The organism is Mycoplasma sp. CSL7475-4 (assembly GCF_024834065.1).
Taxonomy (GTDB): domain Bacteria; phylum Bacillota_I; class Bacilli_A; order Mycoplasmatales; family Metamycoplasmataceae; genus Mycoplasmopsis.
In genome coordinates, this window is the sequence record NZ_JANUYA010000005.1 from 46,329 (window position 1) to 67,975 (window position 21,647).

The 21,647-nt window shown below is 29.9% G+C and carries 16 protein-coding genes; 4 read left to right on the top strand and 12 right to left on the bottom strand.

All coding sequences use genetic code 4. The annotated features are described in order from the left end of the window. Window positions 1–95: 95 nt before the first annotated feature. The 3 genes from NXS15_RS02670 to NXS15_RS02680 are packed head-to-tail and all read right to left on the bottom strand — an operon-like array spanning window position 96 to window position 3,249. Window positions 96–1,286 carry a phosphopentomutase gene (locus tag NXS15_RS02670; RefSeq protein ID WP_259290321.1) on the bottom strand — a complete coding sequence of 397 codons (1,191 nt, stop codon included), beginning with the start codon at window positions 1,284–1,286 and terminating at the stop codon, window positions 96–98. 2 nt (window positions 1,287–1,288) lie between these two features. Next, entirely contained in the window at window positions 1,289–2,275 is a 987-nt protein-coding gene (locus tag NXS15_RS02675) for a bifunctional oligoribonuclease/PAP phosphatase NrnA (RefSeq protein WP_259290322.1), read from the bottom strand. After that, window positions 2,275–3,249, bottom strand: a complete 975-nt coding sequence (locus NXS15_RS02680; RefSeq protein ID WP_259290323.1) for a bifunctional oligoribonuclease/PAP phosphatase NrnA — start codon at window positions 3,247–3,249, stop codon at window positions 2,275–2,277. The genes NXS15_RS02675 and NXS15_RS02680 overlap by 1 nt, the downstream gene beginning before the upstream one ends. A 441-nt stretch (window positions 3,250–3,690) precedes the next feature. Between NXS15_RS02680 and NXS15_RS02685 the strand changes: the two genes are divergently transcribed. Then, window positions 3,691–4,506, top strand: coding sequence for a TIGR00282 family metallophosphoesterase (locus NXS15_RS02685; protein ID WP_259290324.1), 816 nt, complete (start codon window positions 3,691–3,693; stop codon window positions 4,504–4,506). Window positions 4,507–4,556: 50 nt separating this feature from the next. On the opposite strand, the gene NXS15_RS02690 is transcribed toward NXS15_RS02685, so the two are convergent. The 6 genes from NXS15_RS02690 to NXS15_RS02715 are packed head-to-tail and all read right to left on the bottom strand — an operon-like array spanning window position 4,557 to window position 12,306. After that, the gene (locus tag NXS15_RS02690) at window positions 4,557–5,048 is read right to left on the bottom strand and encodes a dUTP diphosphatase (RefSeq protein ID WP_259290325.1); all 492 of its coding nucleotides are present in this window, start codon (window positions 5,046–5,048) and stop codon (window positions 4,557–4,559) included. An 8-nt stretch (window positions 5,049–5,056) separates the two neighbouring features. Then, entirely contained in the window at window positions 5,057–5,827 is a 771-nt protein-coding gene (locus NXS15_RS02695; protein ID WP_259290326.1) for a Nif3-like dinuclear metal center hexameric protein, read from the bottom strand. Next, entirely contained in the window at window positions 5,827–7,320 is a 1,494-nt protein-coding gene (locus tag NXS15_RS02700) for an RNA polymerase sigma factor (protein WP_259290327.1), read from the bottom strand. Before NXS15_RS02700 ends, NXS15_RS02695 begins: the two co-directional genes overlap by 1 nt. A gap of 56 nt (window positions 7,321–7,376) precedes the next feature. Then, on the bottom strand, window positions 7,377–9,338 hold the full coding sequence (gene dnaG / locus NXS15_RS02705) for a DNA primase (RefSeq protein WP_259290328.1): 1,962 nt from the start codon (window positions 9,336–9,338) through the stop codon (window positions 7,377–7,379). Between the two features lie 2 nt (window positions 9,339–9,340). Beyond that, a complete protein-coding gene (locus tag NXS15_RS02710) occupies window positions 9,341–10,699 on the bottom strand; it encodes a glycine--tRNA ligase (protein ID WP_259290329.1) in 1,359 nt (452 codons plus the stop codon). Between the two features lie 20 nt (window positions 10,700–10,719). After that, on the bottom strand, window positions 10,720–12,306 hold the full coding sequence (locus NXS15_RS02715) for a hypothetical protein (RefSeq protein ID WP_259290330.1): 1,587 nt from the start codon (window positions 12,304–12,306) through the stop codon (window positions 10,720–10,722). A gap of 237 nt (window positions 12,307–12,543) precedes the next feature. On the opposite strand from NXS15_RS02715, the gene NXS15_RS02720 reads away from it, so the two are divergent. The 3 genes from NXS15_RS02720 to NXS15_RS02730 are packed head-to-tail and all read left to right on the top strand — an operon-like array spanning window position 12,544 to window position 15,437. Beyond that, window positions 12,544–12,891: an RNA-binding protein gene (locus tag NXS15_RS02720; RefSeq protein ID WP_259290331.1), complete on the top strand. Its 348-nt coding sequence runs from the start codon at window positions 12,544–12,546 to the stop codon at window positions 12,889–12,891. Further along, window positions 12,891–14,135 (top strand): glucose-6-phosphate isomerase, encoded by a 1,245-nt coding sequence (locus NXS15_RS02725; protein ID WP_259290332.1) that lies wholly within the window; start codon window positions 12,891–12,893, stop codon window positions 14,133–14,135. Before NXS15_RS02720 ends, NXS15_RS02725 begins: the two co-directional genes overlap by 1 nt. A gap of 15 nt (window positions 14,136–14,150) precedes the next feature. Continuing rightward, the gene (locus tag NXS15_RS02730) at window positions 14,151–15,437 is read left to right on the top strand and encodes a glucose-6-phosphate isomerase (protein ID WP_259290333.1); all 1,287 of its coding nucleotides are present in this window, start codon (window positions 14,151–14,153) and stop codon (window positions 15,435–15,437) included. Window positions 15,438–15,471: 34 nt separating this feature from the next. Here NXS15_RS02730 and NXS15_RS02735 read toward each other — a convergent pair whose 3' ends face one another. From NXS15_RS02735 to NXS15_RS02745, 3 genes are all read right to left on the bottom strand, one after another. Beyond that, window positions 15,472–20,136 carry an AAA domain-containing protein gene (locus NXS15_RS02735; RefSeq protein ID WP_259290334.1) on the bottom strand — a complete coding sequence of 1,555 codons (4,665 nt, stop codon included), beginning with the start codon at window positions 20,134–20,136 and terminating at the stop codon, window positions 15,472–15,474. A gap of 131 nt (window positions 20,137–20,267) precedes the next feature. Then, window positions 20,268–20,855 (bottom strand): hypothetical protein, encoded by a 588-nt coding sequence (locus NXS15_RS02740; protein ID WP_259290335.1) that lies wholly within the window; start codon window positions 20,853–20,855, stop codon window positions 20,268–20,270. Window positions 20,856–20,863: 8 nt separating this feature from the next. Beyond that, window positions 20,864–21,592: a phosphotransferase gene (locus tag NXS15_RS02745; RefSeq protein ID WP_259290336.1), complete on the bottom strand. Its 729-nt coding sequence runs from the start codon at window positions 21,590–21,592 to the stop codon at window positions 20,864–20,866. Between the last annotated feature and the right edge of the window lie 55 nt (window positions 21,593–21,647).

Sequence of the window (21,647 nt, forward strand, 5' to 3'; positions counted from 1 at the left end):
CTCCTTATTTTTTTAACAAGATTATTGTATATGAAAAAATTATCAAAAAAGCTAAAAAATAAATAAAAAAGTCGAACAAATCGACTTTTTAGAATTTAAACAAGTTGTTCGAAGATGTCATCACCTGTTTCGGCTACAATCTCAACATTTCAGTTACGTGCAACAATATTACCACTTGTTCCTAAACCTTCAACATCTTTTAGAACTTTTGGTGATTTAAATGATTTTGAAAAAATTGTTAAAGGTAACATTTCTCTTGTGTGGTTAAATCCTGGATATAATGGGTCATTACCGTGATCTGAAGTCATGATTAATAAGTCATCTTCTTTCATTGTGTTCATTAAAACACCAATTTTTGTGTCTAATAAAGCAATATTTGACGCATAACCATCAACATCTCTTCTGTGTCCGTAATGTGAGTCAAATTGAACTAAGTTAGTGAATACGAATGTATCTTTTGTGTCTTTTTTAGCTTCATCAATAGTAATATCCATTGCGTGTGCGTCACCATCTGAGTGAATAGCTCTTGAAATACCTTGACCAACAAAAATATCATTAATTTTACCAACAGCAACTACATCAACACCAACTTTTTGCAATTGATTTAGAATCAATTCACGTGGTTTGTTAGCATAGTCGTGTCTGTTGAATGTTCTTTTGTATTTGCCATTTTCATCGGTAATGAAAGGACGAACAATAATTCTTCCTACGTTTCATTCAGGTTTTGATGAACAAATTTCTCTTGCGGCTTTTCCGTAACGGTATAAATTGTCTAAGCCAATTCATTCTTCATGTGCTGCAATTTGCAATACTGAGTCCATTGAAGTATAAACAATAATTGCACCTGTTTCTTTTTGTTCTTGTGCAAATTCATCAATAATTTCAGTACCAGATCCACTACGGTTGCAAATAATTTTACGTCCGTCAAATGCTTTAGATAATTCATCAATTAAATCTTGAGGGAAACCATTTTCAGTAAATGTTGGGAATGGAACTAATGTTTTAATTCCCATCATTTCTCAGTGACCAGCTAAAGTATCTTTAGCGTTTGAAACTTCTTGCACTCTAGTCATGTATGCTTTTGGTTTTTGAACATGGTAGTTACCTTCTAATGTTGTGATATTTCCAATTCCCAATTTTTTTCAATTGTCAATATAGAACATAGCACTTTTAGAGGCAGAAAGAATTGTATTTGCTCCATTGTCTCCAAATGCTTTTTGATCACGGTCTGGTCCAATACCTAAACCGTCTGTTACGATCATAAAAATACGATTAAATTTTGCCATAATTACTCCTTATTTTCTCTTTGTCAACGTTCAACTTCGGCATTACATTCAGCAATAACTTTGTCAACATCAGCAAATGTTTTAATAATTGCTCCCGAAGCACGGTCGTGGCCACCGCCACCAAATTTTAGGGCCACATTTCTTACAATAGGGCCGTTTGAACGAAATTCAACTCTGATGTTGCCGTTTGCTTCTTCGTTAAATGAAACTCAAATCGGAAAACCTTTAATATTGCCGACCATGTTAGGACGAGCCATATCATTTGGTGTTTTACCTAATTCAATAGTTGTTTTGTAATCAACTTGAATATAAGCAACTTGCCCAACGGTTTTTAACGAAGACATTAATGTGTTTTGTGCTTTTAAATCTTCAAGTGAAGTTTGAGCTAGTCCTAGAAAAACTTTTTCAGCTCTTAAGTTGTTTTTGTATAAAAACGCTGCTAATTCGTGTGTTCGAGAACTAGTATCCGAAAATTGGAATCTTCCCGAGTCAGTTACAATACCTAGGAAAATAAAATTGGCAGCTCTTTCTGTTATTTTCCATTTTTTTTGATAAGCAAGTTCAGCTATCATTTCTGCCGCTGCAATACGGTTTTCTTCTAATCAAACTGTAACTTTATCTAAATCATCCTCGTTTGGATGATGGTCAATTCTTAAAGTTTCAGCAAATAAATTTTTGTCTAAAACTTCACGGTTATATATTCTTTCTTTTTGGTTAGCATCTACAACAACGCCTAAAGACTTAGCTAAAATTTCATCTGATGGAATTTCGTCAAAATCTAAATTCAAAAAGTTAGAAAATAAACCATTTGATTCACCGATTGCATAAACTTTTTTATTTGGGTAATTTACTCGCAATAATTCTCTTAAACCAAATTGACTACCTAAACAGTCTCCATCAGGTCTGATGTGATGAAAAATCACTATTGAGTCATATTGTTCTAATTTCTCGGCAGCAATTTGTCATGTTCCAGTATCGGACATTTTCATTATTTTGCCTCCCATTTGGCTATTGCGTCATTTAAGTGTTTTAGGACATCTTTTACTTCATCAAATGATGAAATATTGCATCCGGCAGCATTCGCATGACCACCACCGTTGTATAAATTAGCAACTTCGTTAACTAGTGGACCATTTGAACGTAAACGACAACGTACGCTTCCGTCAGATTGTTCGACAAAAAATGCTCAACATGAATTATCATCAATATTAGCTAACTCATTAACGAAAATTGCCGCTTTTAACTCGTCAAATCCGAATTCTTCTTGTACTTGTTTGTTAGCAATGAAATATAACACTCTACCGTCTTTTTGGAAGTGTGAAAGAATGTGCCCAATATATTTAATATCTTTTAAACTTCTTTTACCTAATTCTTTGTGTAATTTTCATGATTCAACATTACCTTGTTCTTCAAGAAAGGCAGCTAACTTGAATGTTCTAGCAGATGTATCTTGGTATAAAAATCTCCCTGAATCAGTTACTATTCCTAAAAATGTGTGTTTAGCAGCTTTTTGACTTAATTTTCAGTTTGCATCATAAGCAATATGTGCAACTTGTTCAGCAGAAGCTACATAATGTTCATCGACAAATAAGTAGTCATATTCAACATCACTGCCGTTAGGGTGATGGTCGATTCTTAATTTAGCACTGAATTTATCGCCTAACAATAAATCACCATGCACAATACGATCTGAACTAGAAGCATCAACAACAATAGCTAATGAATCGCTAAAATCAATTGTTTCTAGTGGATCGAACTTGTAGTCCATAAAATCATATGTACCGACATTATCGCCGGGTGTATAAACTTTTTTATCTGGAAAATTATCTCTAATCATTTGGGCTAGTCCGTGTTGTGACCCTAGACAGTCACCGTCTGGACGAGTATGATGAAAAATAACAATATTTTTGTATTTTGGATTCTTGATTGCGTCGATAGCAACCTGTGTGTTTCCTATTTTCATATATCTCCTTTAAAAATAAAATTAGTATTTAAATTATACATTAAACGCATTTTTGGTTTCGTCTATGACATGAATAATTTCAAAAAATAAGAAAACAATATTATTCAATAATTATTGAATTACTAAGTGTAAGAAGTATAGATAAATCACATTTTTGATCAATATTTTTATTGAAAATTTAACAAAAAAGCAAGCAAATAAGACATCGTATTGTCATATTTGCTTACTCAAAGAATTATCTTAAAAATTATTTTTTTAAGAGCCACTAATATAATTAACTCGTAATTAAAACTAACTAAAATTAAGGTAATTATCGCCTGGTTTTATGTTTCACTGTATTTTAGATGCTCATTTTGGTTGATTAAAATGACTTTATTTTGATATTGATATTTAGGAACGCAAAACTTTGTGGTACACTAATATTGTAGATTTGAGGTTTAAATGCCAAATAAAAAAATAAATATTTTATTTATTGGAGATATTTTCGGTCAACCTGGTATTGATACTGTAAAAAAATATATCAATGATTTAAAGAAAGAACATAATATTGATGTTGTGATCGCTCAGTGCGAAAACGTATCTGATCGAAAAGGTTTTACTGAATATGATTATATTCAACTCAAGAAAATAGGGGTTGATGTTTGCACTTTAGGAAATCATGTTTGAGCTAGAGATAGTATTTTCGATATTATTAATAACAACGATGTTGTTAGACCACTAAACATTTCTAATTCTTATCCTGGTCATGGTAGTACAATTATTCAAGTCAATGAAACAACATTGCGTGTAAGTTCTCTTATGGGTATAACTTTTAATAGATTATTGTCTCCGTGAAAAGATGAATTTGCTGATAATTTCTTTGATGCTATTGACGATGTTATTAAATATTCAGTAAAAACAGATTTTCATTTTATAGATTTTCACGCCGAAACAACAAGTGAAAAAGCAATATTAGGTCTATATTTAGATGGTGTTGTTGACGCAGTTTGTGGAACACATACTCATGTGCAAACTAACGATGCGAGAGTTTTACCTAAAGGAACATGTTTTATTACAGATGCAGGCATGGTGGGTCCACATAATTCGGCAATTGGTGCTAACTTCCAAGAAGTTTATGAACATATGCGCTATGCTGCACATGCTAAATTTAGGGTGTCAGAAAATAACACACAATTCAACGGAGTTGTTCTCGAACTTAACACAATAGATAAACAAAATAATAAAATTAAACCAATTTGTATTTATCCTGAAAATTAATAGAGCAATTGCTCTATTTTTTTTAAAAAAGCCCCTTGAAAGGGCTTAAATTAATAATGATTTTTAATTCGGTCAAAGTTTTTTTTATTTTTAATTTCGTATCATTTAAAAATGTCTTCTTCTGTGTAGTTAAGTAATTTTGCACAACCTAATGAAAGAGACAATAATTCACTAATTATCTCTTTAGAGATATTGCCTTTATTAATTGAGGCAATTCTAAATATTTCCAAAATTTGATCAGTAGGGAATTTAGAAACAATTTTAGGTTCAATTATTGGATTAACACCTACTTTATAAGCGTATGAACCCAAGAAATGTAAAACATCAGCAAATTCTTCAAGAGCAGCATCATGATTGATATTTTTATGTTTTTTTCAGTATTTAAAAGATTGAATTTCGTTAGCAAATTCTGAAAACTCTACCAAGACAGCCAATAATCATTTTGCTTGTCACTCTTCATCAGTGATCGCATCTAAATCATCACGCGAAATTATTGCTTGGTCTAGCTCTTTTTGCATTTTGAATATATTTGTAAAATCCATCATTGCTCCTAAATGTTTTTGTATGGTTCTTTAAAAATGTATGTGTGTACATTTAAGTCTGGAAAATTTTGTTCCAGTTTTGTGGCAATATCAAATACAAAAACTTGTTCGTCTAAATGCGAGACTTCTAAAATTTTAATTTTGTGTTGTTGATATAACACTCATTCATTTCACTTGACATCACTCAATATTACTAACTGAGTCTTGTTTTGACTCAATTCATACGCTAGGGTTGCGGGTCCTGAACCAGATAAAATGGCAACATTTTTTAGTTTAGTATTTAAATCGTCAGTATTAGTGCGCGTCGAATGTAAATTCATTTTCTCAATGAATAATGACTTTAATTCATTGATTGAAATTGGTTCTTTAACTATACACGGATACGGATTATTATGGTTATAAATCGAAGGAGTTAAATTTAATCTTAATGCAATTTGGTGTGAAGTTCCGTTCACATTATTGTCATAATTTGTGTGTAATGCGAGTACATTTATACGTTTTTTCTTCAATATTGCCAATATTTCACGTTTATAAGGGGCGGCAATAAATTCATCTTGTCAGGTCTGAGCGAATTTAAATGGATGATGTAAAACAATTAAATTTGCATCTTTGTCAATTGCTAATTGTAATACTTCTCATGTTAAATCAATTGCAGTAACAACACCTTTTATTTTTTCGCTCAAGTTAAATTTAACACTAAATCCAGCGGGGTCTCAAACCTCAGCAGCATCTAAAGGATAATGTTGCAGTAGAAAATTACTTACTTTACGAATTTGCATTATTTAAAAAAGTCCTTTAGATATTTACCTTTACGTGTGCAGTTTTTCAATTTTCTTAAAATTTTGTTTTCAATTTGGCGAATACGTTCTTTAGAAACGCCTCTATCTTTAGCCAATTCTTCTAGCGGTGTAACTTTATATTTTTCACCATTTTCGTCAATTCCGACACCATAACGTTTACAGATAAGAACATATTCGTCTCTGTCTAATGCTTCTGATAATGTTTCATTTAGCATATCTACCAATTCTTCTTGCGAAGCAAAGTCAATTGGGTTTACAACACTATCGTCTTTAACAAAATCAGAGAATGCTGAATCATTTTCTTTCCCGATTTGTTTATCAAGCGAAATAGGGTCAATATTTATTTTACGAATATATCTAACTTTTTCAGCTGTATAACCTTGACCAAATTTTGCTGCAATTTCCTCGTCAGTTGGTTCTGTTCCGTTTTCTTGGTGTAATTCACGCTCGATTTTGGTAATTTTATTGATGGTTTCAACCATATGAACTGGAACACGAATAGTACGTGCTTGATCAGCAACTGCTCTAGTTATCGCTTGACGAATTCATCAAGTAGCATATGTTGAGAATTTGAAACCTTTACCAACATTATATTTTGTAACTGCCTTAACAATTCCTGAGTTACCTTCTGAAATTAAATCAATAAAACTTAAACCACGATTTTTGTATTTTTTTGCATTGTTTATAACTAAACGTAGATTTCTTTTGATTAATTTATCCTTAGCTCTTTTACCTCTAAAACCACCTTTTTCCATTTCTAAAGCCAATTTTTCTTCTTCAGCTTTAGTTAGAAGTTTTCCATATTTACCAATTCAACGCATATATCATTTAACTATATCGTTAGTTTCAGTCAATTTATTACGAAGTTGGCTTGTTGATGTCAAGGTATCGTCAGATAAATCAATATCCATATCATCATATGATTGAATTTTAAAATCATCATCTGTTAAATTTTTGGATGACTTATTGTCTTTTTTGACATTTTTTGTTTCTTTTCTAATAATTATTTCATCTTCGTCTTCTTCGGCATAGCTAGAGTCATCTGAATATTCATAATCATCATTGAAACTAAATTCTTCAGTGTAGTCATCGTCAAATTCCTTGATGTCAATTGAACTCTTGATATCTTCGTCTTCGTCATCAAATTCTTCAACAATAACATCAGCTTTTTTAAAGTTTTCACCTTTGTCATCTTCTGATGATTTATCACTATCTTCATTGCCGTTTTCATCGATTTCATCGATAATATCGTCTTTTGTAATATCGTCTTCGTCACCTTCGTCAACTTCGTCTGAAATTAACCCTGCTTCATGAAGATTTTCAAGCATTTCATCCATTAATTCGTCAGGAATTTCAACTTTAATTTCGTCTAGATATTCAAAAATATCAGATTGTGATAATTGTTTAGTTGCGGTTGTTTTCGCGTGTTTTTCAATTAATTTAATAACTGTTTTTAAATCGTGGTTTTCCATTTTTTCTCCTTTATGTGAAAAATTAATTTTTAAAATCGCTTCGGATTAAAACAATTTTAATTAGGTTTTTCGCCTTTTTTTACAGTGCTTTTATTGATTTTTTCGATAAAATCACTGTCATTGATTTTATTTATTTCTTTAATGTTGTCGGCAAACACATTTAAAAATTGAGTGCCGCTATTATTATTGAAAAATAAATCAGCATTTTCAGCAATATACTCTTTGTAATCGTTGTTATTTTCCCGTATAGCTTTGACTAATAAATCAGTAAAATCTTCTTTGAATTCCTGTGTATATGTAGGATATTTTTCTAAGTCCATTTTAAACGAGTGATAATCGTGTTCAAACAGGCCATCATGTGTGCTTTTTTGCTTTATGTAATCTTTTTTCTCTTCGCTCAGGTTTGAATTTAACGAAGTAGAGAGCATGTCGTAAATTTCTCCCTGAATCTCGCCCTTTGGTGTGCCTGTGGTTTTAAAGCCACCATTTTTTTCAACATGCATAACATAGAGTTTAATTAAATCTGGATGGTCGATAATAACGTAAAACAATCGATCTATAAAACTAGGTAAAGGTTTATCTTGATTGATAATGTATTGATTATTAGCTATATTAGGGACTAAATTCAAATCTTCAGTCGGTGTTAAATTTTGATAATAATCATCAATATCACTGATATCACTTATTGAAGCAAAATCATTTATATTATCAAAATTATTGTTTATATTTTCTTCGTAAACATTAGAATTTTTAGAATTTTTAAATACCGGTTTAAATTTAAATTCTTCATTAAATTTATCTGCATAATAATTTATTATCGATAAGTCACTATACTGAACATATTCGCTAAAATCATTGACAAATGCCTTGATATTATTTAATGAATTATCGCCGTAAGAAATCAAGGTATATTTTGTTTTATAGTAATCATAAATAAAATCTAAAGCCGCTGGTGCAGATTTGATCATTGTATTTAAATGATCTTTACCAAATTTATTGTAAATTTCATCAGGGTCTAAGCTTGAATGATTTTGAACAATATTAACTTCGATGCCGTGCGATAAGAGAAATTTTGCCGATTTTAATGTTGCTTTTTGTCCTGCATCATCGCCATCTAAAAAGATAATTATTTTTTTATTTTGAACAAGCTTTAAATGTTTTGGGGTTAGTGCTGTTCCCATTAGAGCCACAGCATTATTTATATTGCTTTTGGCGAGGGCAATAACATCAAAAAAACCTTCAGCAATAATTAAAGTATTGTCGTCCAAATATTTTTTTGCTTGGTGATAGTTATATAAAATTTCTGACTTTTTAAAAATCGATGATTCACGACTGTTGATATATTTAGGTTTAACATCTTTAGCTAAACTACGAGCACTAAAACCAACTACATTACCGTTGTTGTCTCTAATCGCAAACATTATTCGGTCTCTAAATGTTAAATTTTGCGTATCAAGATTAAATAATCCAGCTTTAACAAAATCATCAATATTTTTTTTAATTTCTGCATCGTAAAGATATTTGAAGTGATCTTCGTTTGAATAGCCGATGTCAAATCTTTTCAATAAATCATCATTAAGATCACGACTTACAAAAAAGTTTTTTAAAGTTGAATTTTTAAGTTTTGTAAATTCAACTCTGTAAAATGCGTTTGTTCTTTCTAACAATTCAATAATTCTTAGTTCATTTTCGTCAAAATTCGAAACAGGTTGATTAAATAAATTATTATCATAGCCAATACCATGCTCATCGGCAATGATTTTCATCGCTTCAAAATAATTAATTTTTTTGTATTTAGCAACAAAATTAATAACATTGCCACCCACAAGACACACAAAACATTTAAAAATTTGTTTGGCTGGAGTTATATACATTGACGGAGATGAATCATCATGAAAAGGACATAAACAAACATAACTTTGACCTTTCTTAGACAAAGTTATGTATTTACTGATTTCATCCGCAATATCAATATTGTTTACTATGAAATTATTTAAGTCTGTTTGATTTTTATTCATATTTAAATGTGTAATAAAATTTCGTCAATTTTGATTCTTTTTTGCTCCATTGTATCACGATCACGCAAGGTAACCATATTATCTTCTAAAGTATCAAAATCGATAGTTAAACAAGAAGGAGTACCGATAGCATCTTGACGACGGTATCTTTTACCAATTGATGCGGTTTCGTCAAAGACAACCGAAATTCCTTTTTCAAGCAACATCTCATACACTTCAGTTGCTTTTTCGTTCAATTTTTTCACTAAAGGTAAAACAGCAACTCGATATGGTGCAATATTTTTATCTAAACGCATAACAAGTCTTGTTTCATTTTCTAGTTTTTCTTCATCATAAGCTTCAATTAAGATTGCAAACATTAGACGATCAAGTCCCATAGATGGCTCAATTACGTAAGGTATAAATTTTTCGTTTGTAGTAGGATCTAAATATTCTAAGTTTTCACCGGTTGCGTTTTGGTGAGCATTTAAATCGAAGTTAGTTCGATTGGCAATTCCTAGTAATTCACCTCACCCGAAAGGAAATTGGTATTCAATATCGCTAGTGGCTGATGAATAGTGTGACAATTCTTTTGGATCATGAGCTCTTAAACGTACGTTTTGTTCGCTTAAACCAAGTTTTTTAACAAATTTCATTGCCTTTTCTATGTAGTAGTTGAAAATTTCATTTGCTTGATTTGGATGAGTGAAAACTTCAAGTTCCATTTGTTCAAATTCACGTGTTCTGAAAATGAAATTACCTGGGGTTACTTCGTTTCTAAAACTTTTACCAACTTGGCCAATACCCATTGGTAATTTTGCTCGCATAGAACGTTGAACATTTTTGAAATTAACCATTATTCCTTGCGTAGTTTCTGGACGTAAATAAATTTTACTTTTGGTCTCTTCAGTAACACCTTGTTTAGTTTCAAACATTAAATTGAATTTTTTGATATCACTTCACTCGGTTTTGGCACCCTCGTATTGTGGAAGATTTTTAACTAGAAAATCTTTCATTTCTTCAAAAGATAATCTTTCAGCAACGATGCTAGGATCAATTTCTTCGATTAATTTATCAGCTCGATATCTCTTGCCATTAACTTTATTTTCAATTAAAGGGTCATTGAAATTAACAACGTGGCCTGAAGTAACTCAAACTTGAGGGTTCATTAAAATTTTCGAATCTAATAAGAAGTTATTTTTTTCGCTTTGGATAAAGAAACGTTTCCAAACTTGTTCGATATTATCTTTTAATGTAGCTCCCAGAGGACCATAATCTCATGTGTTTGCTAAACCACCATAAATTTCGCTACCTTGAAACACGAAACCTGACGATTTCAAATGATTTATTAATGTATTTATATTTTTTTCTTTATTTAACATATTCCCTCGTGTATTTTCAATTAGAAAATATCTACGTTAGCAATTAATTCGTATGCTCTTAAACCAACAAAAATTATTAATAATAAAAGAATCAATGACACGAATACTAGAGAAAATAATCATCAGAATTTTTTAGGATTTGACATGTAACGTGTTGGTTTAAGTTTTTTATCAGCATCTATCAAGTATGTTTGAACTTCGTGTAAAGTAACATTATCTTTTGTTTCATTTTTATCAGCTTGAACATCTTCATCAAATATTTCTTCTTCTGGTTGTTCTAATTCATCATTATTTTCAACAATTTCTGGTTCAGATGTTATTGATAATTGGTCAATATCGTCTAAATCTGTTTTAGCAACTGACATATCTTCAGAAACAGTTTCAATTAAAATTGGTTCTTCTTCAACAACTTGTTCAACTAAAACTGGTTCAGCATTTTCAATACCTAGAACAGAATATGGGTATGGATTAGAAATGTTAAATACAACTTGTTTATCATTATGAACAACAAATGAAGTTTGGAATTTTAAAAGATCGTTTTCATTTTGATTTAGTAGAGCCAAACCATCATTTTCTGGTTTATCTTCAGCATTGTAATCGATTACTAAATTATCTAAAATTTCATTGAAATCATGTTTGATATTGTCGTAAGCTTGTTTAGTTTCATCTTTAAATGAGTATTTTTTGTGTGATAGTAGATCATCAAGTAACTCTTGAATGTCATTTAAGTTTTGTTTAGTTCTAAAGAAATCTGCTTGGCTAACAGTTTGACGTTTAAAGTTATTTTTAATTAAGTTTAATTTATTTGAATATTTAGTTAAAGCATGCAATAAATCTTCTTCTGGTAATGAAGTATAGTGAGTCAATTCTAGATAATCACCACCCAATACTTCAGTGTTATTTAGGTCCATATCTGTGTTATTAACATCTTCAAGCGCAATAGTTTCGTCAATCATTTCAGTTTGAATTGATTCAATATCGCTAGTTGATTCGATAGGTGTTTCTTCAATTGCCATAGATTCAGCTTCGATTAAAACTTCATTGTTTGGAATTTCTTCTACTGTTGAAGTTACAACAATTTCTTCAACAACTGGTTGTTCTGCCACTTTAGGTGATTCAACAGCAACATTAGTTTCTCTGTGTACTAATTCAGTTAATGCAGGGTATTTATAATCTTTAACTGGTACAAAAATTACGAATTTATCATCTACGATAACATATGATGTTGAATAAGAAGTCAATGAAAGTTGTTTATCACCTGCTAATTTGTGATATGCTCTTGTTTCAACTGAATCTGATGCTGTATAGTCGATTACGTATTTAGACAATAGTTCGTTAAAATTCTCAACTATTGAAGCATATAAAACTTTAACTTCTTGTAAATAATTGAATCTTGAAATAGTTAATAAATCATCAATTAAATCTTCGATATGGTCGAAATTATATTTAATTCTGAAGTAATCAGTTTGGCTAATTGTTTGTCTCGTTGTTGCTTGATTAATGGCGCTAAGTAGTTCGTTGTAATTTGCAATTGCTCTATAAATTTCATTTTCATTTAGTCTTGTTAAATATTTAACTTTCAATAAAGTGCTTTTTTCTTTGTTCATATAATCCTCTTCCGTTTGCTTGCCTACTTTTTTGAAAAGACAAAAAAGATTAGCTATATAATTTATTATTAAAATTATATTACAAAACTGCTTTTTTAAATGGTAAATAAATTTAAAATTAAGCACTTAAAATGAGTTAAATTTGTCAAAAGTATTTTCCAACGAAAAATATTAATGACAAAAAAAGCCCTAAATAATAAAATTTTCATGTTTAAATTAATATTTTATAATTCAAATATGAATAAAAAAGGCGACATATTATTTGGAAAAATTATCCGTATAAATTCTGAAGGTTTAACAGTAATAACAAACAAAAATTACATCTTCACCATTCCAATAAAATTAATCACTGACTACAATTGAAAAAATATTTTTTATGAGTTCAGTTTAAAAGATAAGGTCAATTTTTATGTTGAAGAAATTAATCACGAAAATAAAACAGGAATTGGGAATTTCAAACAAAATCACCCATATTACTGCAAAAAGCCTTTCTCCGAAGAATTAAAAGAAACCAAACATGGTTTTAGCACTTTAAAAAAATCAATTGACACAGAAATTAAAAACTACGAAAACCGAGGTAATTAATGTCAAAATTAGAGATCAAGGCGTACAATTATCATCCTGATTTTAGTAACGAAAGTTTGATAAAAAAAGGCGTTGACATTTTGCGAGAAATTAAATTCAAAACTATAGATGGTTTTGAATATTTTGGTTTTCATGAATTAGCACTTAATTTTGGTCAAAATAACACCAATGAATTAAATAATTTTGCCAAAAATATCATTTATAACAATTGCAAAAATATAGTTATTTTTTGTGATACAAGAACAAAAAATAATTTCCAAAGCGCTCATAATTTTGTTTTAAAAAATGATGTACTGGTCGATAAAAAAATTCAATTTTTTTTTATATGTGATGACGAACCTTTTCAAAATTGATTCAATATATTTGAGTATTTAAAAGTCAATATTGATTTTAGTGTAACATCACTTATTTTGAGTAAAATGAATAAATTTAGCAATAAATTTATTGAATTTATCAAGATTTTTTACAATTTTGTTCAGCAAAATTACGGGTATTACAATACACTAAATAAATCGTTTTTTGTTGGTCGTGAAATCGCTGAAAAAAGCATTAAATTTCTGGATATTGAAGAAAATAACATTTTAATTACGCCTGATATTTTGCATCATCGCTTTGCATTTTTTAACGAAATCAATTTGTTGTTAATGCTGATTAAGGGCATAAATATTAATGAAGTCTTGCAAGGATATACAACAGCTACACTTGATTTTGTGTCTGAAAACATTAAGAATAATTATGCATTTCAATACGCATATATGTGTTCTGTCTTAAAAAAAGAGAGAAAACACAATTTACTGATTGGTTCATCACCAGAATTTAGTGAAATTTTCGGCTTATACTCACGAATGAGTAATGAAAAAGATCTAAAATCAGAAAAATGGACTAATTCAATTATTTTCCCTAATGATATTTACACTTATTCGCCATATACTTTAGGAATGGCATCGACATATTTTGCAACATTTTTTAAATTTGAGAAATTTAAAAATGACTATCGAATATCTCCTGAATTAAGTTTTAATGATGGTGTTCCAAAATTAGAACAAAACAGATTAAGTCAATTTACAAAAATCAGTAATCTCGGCATTGCCACAACTTTATCCGAAGTTATCAACGTGCCGACAATAGAAATTAAGCTAATTGAAAACAATGAATCAGTATTAGGTATGCTCATTTGCTTTTTGTACTGAGCAATAGTTTTTGAAGCATATCTCAATAAACAAAATCCATTCGAATTGAATTAGATAAAAGGAGTAAAAATGAAACCAATAAATTTAAAATTAGATAAAGCAATAAATACACAAAATCTACTCAAATTTCAAGACAAAGTAGACAAAATTCACACAGCTTTGATGAATAAAACAGTAGTCGAAAAAGATTGACTTGGTTGATATCAATTACCTTTCAATTTACACAATGACGAATACAATAAAATGCAGAGAATTGCAAAAAAATGAACCAACATGAATATTGATGTATTAGTTGTTATTGGTATTGGCGGTTCTTATTTAGGAGCTGCTGCTGGCTATGAATTTATCTATGGGCCATATAGCCAAAATAAACCAAAAATTGAATTATTATTCAGTGGAAATTCTTTAAGTTCAGATTCCTTAGCATCGCAATTATTGTATGTAGAAAACAAAAAATTTGCTATAAATGTGATTTCAAAAAGTGGAAAAACATTAGAAACTAGTATTGCATTTAGAGAATTTCGTAAATTACTTGAAGCTAAAGTTGGCTCAGTTAGAGCAAAAGAATTAATTGTTGCAACTACTGATAAATCACAAGGAATTTTGTATGACTTGGCAGTGAAAAAAGGTTATGAAAAACTAGTTATTCCTAGCGATGTTGGTGGCAGATTCAGTGTATTAAGTCCAGTAGGTTTATTGCCATTTATGTGTGCCGGAATTGACACAGAGCAATTATTAAAAGGAGCACAAAAAGCTCTTAGCGATAATAGCACTAGCAATATCAATTCAAACGATGCTTACTCATACGCCTTAACTCGTTATATTATGGGAAAAGATTATTCGATTGAATTATTAGTAAGCTATGAACCAAAATTGCGTTTTCTTCAAGAATGATGAAAACAATTATTCGCTGAAAGCGAAGGCAAAAATGGACGCGGAATTTTTCCGGCTTCATCACAATTTTCAACTGATTTGCATTCTATAGGTCAATTCATTCAAGATGGTTCAAAAGTTTTATTCGAAACAAATTTAATACTGAAAAACCCTAATCAACATTATTTAATGACACGTGAAAGCGAAGACATTGAAAGATTAAATTATTTAGATGGTAAATCAGTACACAAAGTTAATTGAGCTGTTTTTGAAGCAACAATCAAAGCACACAACGATACATCGAAAATACCGAATATTGTAATCGAATTTGAGAAAATGGATGCTTACAATCTTGGTTATTTATTCCAATTCTTTATGATATCTTTAACAATGTCGGCCTACTTGTTAGGCGTTAATCCATTTAATCAACCTGGTGTTGAAGTTTATAAATCAAATATGACAAAAACTTTAAGTGAAATATAAAAATATCAAGCCCAAAGTGGCTTGATATTTTATATTATTTATTTTCCAAATCTAAATCGTACAGAATCTTATCGATTGAATTTTGCTCAATATCGCGGCTCAGATCATTTTCCATTGTTTGTTCTGAAGCATCATCAATAGAATCATGCAATGCTTGAATTTGCGGATCATACTTATTTGCACTATTTTGATTTGAATTATATTCATTGTTTTCTAACTCTGCTGATTGAGTATCTGACTGTTGTGTAAATTCGCTTAAACTATCAGAATCTGAGTCTTGTTCAGTGTGTGTATTGGAAATTTGGTCAATATCATTGTTCAATTCCAACAGCTCAGTTTCAGAAGGTTCATCAAATTCATCTGTGTATTCGTCACTTTGACTATCGTCAATATTAACTTCAGACAAGTTAGCGTCAATATCGCTATTTAGTTCTAATAGCTCAGTTTCAGAAGGCTCATCAAATTCTGCCGACTCATCCTTATCAGCATTTGTTTGGTCAAAGTCAGAATCGCTTTCTTGATCAACATCATTGTTTAATTCAAAAAGTTCAGTTTCAGAAGGTTCATCGAATTCATCTGACTCATCCTCATCAACATTTGTTTGCTCAAAGTCAGAATCACTTTCTTGATCAACATCATTGTTTAATTCAAAAAGTTCAGTGTCGGAAGGTTCATCGAATTCATCTGTGTATTCGTCACTTTGACTATCGTCAATATCGCTATTTAGTTCTAATAGCTCAGTTTCAGAAGGCTCATCAAATTCTGCCGACTCATCCCCATCAACATTTGTTTGGTCAAAGTTATTTTCTTGGGTTACTTCGTTGTTTAATTCAAGAAGTTCAGTGTCAGAAGGCTCATCAAATTCGTTTGTGTATTCTTCTGATTCATTATTTTGATCAAAATCATCGATTTGTTGATCTAGCTCTTGCTCGCTTGTATTATCAATGTCAACACTCTCATTATCATTCAAGATGTTATTTATTGCAGTATTAATATCTTCACTAAATTGTTGATCTGACTTTTCTGTTTCGCTGTTTGCAAGATCATAATCATGATTTTCAGTTAATAATTGATCATTTTGTGTAATAGCCTGTGTTCTTTGTTCAGTTACAACTTCTTTTGTTGAATTTCTTCTTAGAATTTCATCAATATCGTAAGTATCATCAAACTCGGTATTATCATAATTATTGTCTCTAATAAATTTGCTTATATCATCAAGCTCTTTATTCATTTTAAATATTTCTGATGATTCAGCAACAATTTCTTTATCGTATTGATGATTTTCATCATTAATATCAGTGTGTATATTGAGATTTTGGTCGCTAATTGTTGATTCACTAAGAGAAGATAATTGAATTAGTGTGTCATTTGTAACTTCATTAGTTACTGTTGCGATGTTCTCGATATTAATATTTTGAGTGTCGACTGTCTCACTTTGTGTTTCTTTGTCTAAAATTCCTGAATTGTCGCTTTGTTCATTTTCAGTGACCGGATTAGACAATTCATTATTGTCAATAAACATCTCCTGACTATTTTCACTTAAATCGGCATATTCATTATTATCTAGATAATTATCCGGCAGAGTTATTAAACTTATTATTTCATCTATTTGGTGTTTATTTTGTTCTCATAATGTTCTGTCAAATTTAAATGTCTTATATTCTTTTGCTGCAATAAATTTAATATTGTCATGGAATTTTAAATACTCACTGGGTTTATTAGCGTATTCGTAATCATCAACAATTAAAGCAAAAATACTTTCTTCGCCTTTTTTCAACATTAAATCAACATTCATTGTCCCTAAATTGTAATGAGTGTGTAATTGTATTCAAGGTTTACCTTTAATTAATTCAAGAATATATTCCTTAATTTCGCTAAATAACTCGCTTTCAGTAGCTTCGTTATTTAGGCTGATTCCACGTGTTTGTTCAAGGTCAATAGATAAGAAGTCTTTCTTTTCTTGATCACTCAATTCAAGAAATTCCAATCATTTCTTGAATGTTTCCATGTCTTCATTAATACCGTTTATTCCAGTGATACTTACATCACTTGAATGTAATGACTTAATAACTACCATTTTTTCTTTAGCTCGTGATATAGCAACATTTAAGGCGTTTCTACCACCAGGGCGACCAACATATGTTGAATAAATTTTCGCATTAGCGTCATAACCTAAAGTTGCAACTACTAAATCGGCTTCATCACCTTGAATATTTTCAATATTTCTCAATAATAAAACGTTGTTTCTCAAAGCATTTTCTAGAATTGGTCTAGATTCAAAAATTGTTTTAGTGATAGCTTCTTGTTGTTTAGCGTTAAAGCATAGCAAAATCATTTTTTTGTAATTTTTTAAATTTTTCTCAATAATATTCAGTGCAATTTCTGCTTCAACAGTATTTTGTGAATCAATCCATTCCCCATTAGCTTCAATAACTTCAATAGCTTTTGATTGCGGAGTAACGTGAGCTGAATCAATAACATCAAGACTAGAATTGTAAAAATGTTTTGAACTAAATGTCATCAACGACGCATGGTTTGAACGATAATTTTTGTTTAATAAAATTGTGTGAACTCCTGTATTTTTAGCAAAATCCAATAGAGATTCAGTAATTCCGTACACAGTTTCTTCATCTGTTACCCTGATTCCAAATCAGTTAGATGGTTTCATTTGTTGATCATCACCAGCTAAAATTTTAATTTTCGCTAGATACAACACCGGCAAGCCTTTTTCAATAAAAATTTGGCTAGATTCATCCATTATTGCGTAATTGAATTCTTCTCGTTCTCAAGCTGATAAATCCGCTTCGGGTGTAACTATAATGATTGGGAATATTTTTTTAATAATACGAGCAAAATTGCTAATGAATTTATATGGTTCTGTTTGCCCATTTCTAATAGTCAATGCAAATTCACCATAGGTTTGTTTGTCTTCATCACTCAGTGTTTCATAACGCTCTACAATCAGGCGTGCTACATGTTTTTTAATTTCTTCTTCATCGCTAACTTGCGGTTTATCTTCTGAAGGTAAAATTGATAATAGTGAACGAATGAATTTAAAATCTGACATTTCACTATTTCTTGTTATAGCGACCAAATGTTTAATATTTAGGTTCGAATCATTGAATTTATCAAATAGCTTATCGGCAATATTAATAACAATTTTTCGTTTTTTATCAAAAAATTTCAAAATGTTAAAACCGTTATTTTTTAACATTCATTTTTGCAGTTCTTTTTTATCTGAAAATTTAATGATTTCTGGGTATTTATAAAAATCAGGCAGGGTTAAAATTGTCTCTCATTTATCCTCGTCCAACTCTTCTAAGTATTGGTTAATTTCTGGGATGATTTTGGTAATTTCAATAAAACGAGAATCTTTAGCATAGTTACCGATTTCTTTAATGTATCTCAATTCTTTATTGGTTAGAACACGCAAGGCTTTTAATCTAACATCATCGTCAAAATGCTCAATGTAATCAATATATTCTTGCAGTGGTTTATAGAATGATTTTTTACTTCCTTCTGATGAGTTAAACATAAACAAACAAAATTGTTTTAATGCTCCCATACGGTTAGCTATAACTTCTAAGGCAGCTTTTTTCTGTGAACAAACTACCGCTGTGCGGCCATATATTAAAATATTTGTTAACAGATTGACAATTGTTTGTGATTTACCAGTACCTGGAGGACCTCATATCACAGTGTTTTGTAGTAATGATGAGGCAATAGCTTGGTCTTGACTGAAATTAGTTGGCGAAATTTTAAATAAACTCTTTTTAGGGTCCAAAATCATTTCGTCAATTTTTTTGACATAACTATTTTTATTGAAAGAAACAGGAATAATAGTTTTGATAGCGTCTTTTTCAATAATTTCAATCATTCTATTACGTATATAACCACCAGCAGGTTGAAATAAACCTAAAACAATACCTGGAGCAAAAGTTAATGCTTCATTAGTAATTTGTTCAGGGTTTAATTGTTCAAAATTAGCACCAATTTCAGTGATATTTGGATAAGTATTGACTCAGATACTTTTTACATCTTCATACAATTCTTTGATTGTTTGACGAGAAAATTTCGAACTTGTATCAACATCAAAATCGTAATGTTTTAGTAAGAAAAATAATTTGTCGTTAGGTTTAATTTCACCTTTTGAAAACAATTTAGGACGGGCATTTTCGAAAGTTAAATAAGCCTCTTTTAAAAACAAAGGAGCATAAATAGATTTATCACCTACATTTACTTTAACGTATAAAAAACCTAAATGGATAGGTCAAATGTTTGTTTGTTCGTTGATTTCTTTTGCTCTGTTAAAAAACATTTTTCACTTAACTGATTGCTTTTGAAATTGCATCTCTAATTCTTCAGATATTTTTTCAATACCTTGTGCAAAATCTTTTTTCAATAAACGTTTTTTAATATCGCTAATTTCTAGATCAAAATCTGCAATAACTTGCATTGCCGATTCATAATCTTGAGTTTGTAATATTTTATCTTTTGCGTGTTTTAATCTTTCTTCAATTAACTCGATTTTGAACTCTTTTTTAGTATAAATTTTCTCAAAAGCTTTTTGACCAAACATCTTGTAAAAATCGAAGAAATAATTATTATCTACACGTGTAAAAACAGCCTTATCATTAGGACTTAAATCCAATAAATTATTCAGTATAGCTTCGAATTTTTTTTGTTTATTACTAAACATACACACCCCCTATTCTTAGTTATTTAATTATAAATTAAATACAAATTTTAATTCATTTTATTTTAAATTTAAGTTGTTTAATGATAATTTTAAATTAAAAATTCCACCTGATGGCGGAATGATTTATATGTTTATTTTCTATATTTAAACACACCTAATATTGAAAGAATCAATGTTAGGGTATTCAATACAAATATAGAGATAAATTGTGAGTGTAAGAAAGAAAATAAAACTTTAATTTGGTTTGGATTTTGGGTTGATTTAATTTTGATTAAATTTGTGCCAGATAGTATCATCAATAACGCTACAACAATAGTTATCAATATGATGATTGAAGGGATTGTGAATCTTTTTTTGAAAAATAAGATAATTGAATAAATAAATGTTAAGAATATTCAAATAAACACTGAAGCAATTACAATAAAACCATACAAAACACCAGCGAAAAAGACTATTTTAACTAATGGTGAAGCCGAAGAGCCAGCGAAGTTCTTGTAAAATTCCATTGTCTCTGAAAAGTTTCTGAAAAAGTTAACAGTTACTGATACAATCCCTGAATAATTTTTTTCTAAATAACGATAAAAATTTGTGTTTCTAAAATTGTTTGAACTATGATCAACCACAACACGAACTAAAAATTGTTCAATAAAAGGAATCAATAATATGACTGCCAAAAATATTGATAATAATAAAATTCTTTTAAAATTTTTGCTTTTCATTTTCACCTCTATGAATTTAACATTTCTTTCAGTAATTGGTCATATTTATAAATTCTCTGTGCGTACTCATCAGTATTGAATGGTGGTTGTGTTTGTGTGTGTACTCATAAAATAACTAAATAATTAACTAACATTTTGTGACGCAATAAAAAGACCTCATTGTAATCCCCGTATGCTTGTAAAAACTTATCTTCAACTTCTTTACTCATACTGCTTGCCTCAATAATATAGGCCAATTCAAAATGTTTATCACCTAACGTTGCGTATTCCCAATCTATAAAGAAAATTTTATCATTTTGTTCAATCATATTGAAAGGTCATAAATCATTATGTAAAGGCGTATCTTTACGCATGTTGGCTAAAGTTTTGTTGATTGGGCGATAAAAATCCTCAAGCACCTGCACACTACGTTGGCATTCTTTTAATTGACGGCGGTAAAACTTCACTCTTGCAGCATGATTAGACGGTGGAAAAGGCAATTTTGATTCGTGAATCTGTCTAACTTGTTTTGCAATTAATTCAGCATTTTCTAAAGTAATTGTTGGTTGAGCTCCTTCAATAAATTCTCAAACGATTTCTTTTTGCTCTTCTTCTAATAATTTGGGTACAAAATCAAATTTTTCAAGCAAGGTGTAATCAATCTTGTGGTTGAAACCGTTATAAACTTTTTCTTGAATAAATTTATCTCCGTAACGATATGAAATATTAGTATGTCCTTTTTCAATTTTTATTTTCATATGTCTCCTTAGAATATAATAATTGTTAATTATAATAGATATTATATTAAAATTG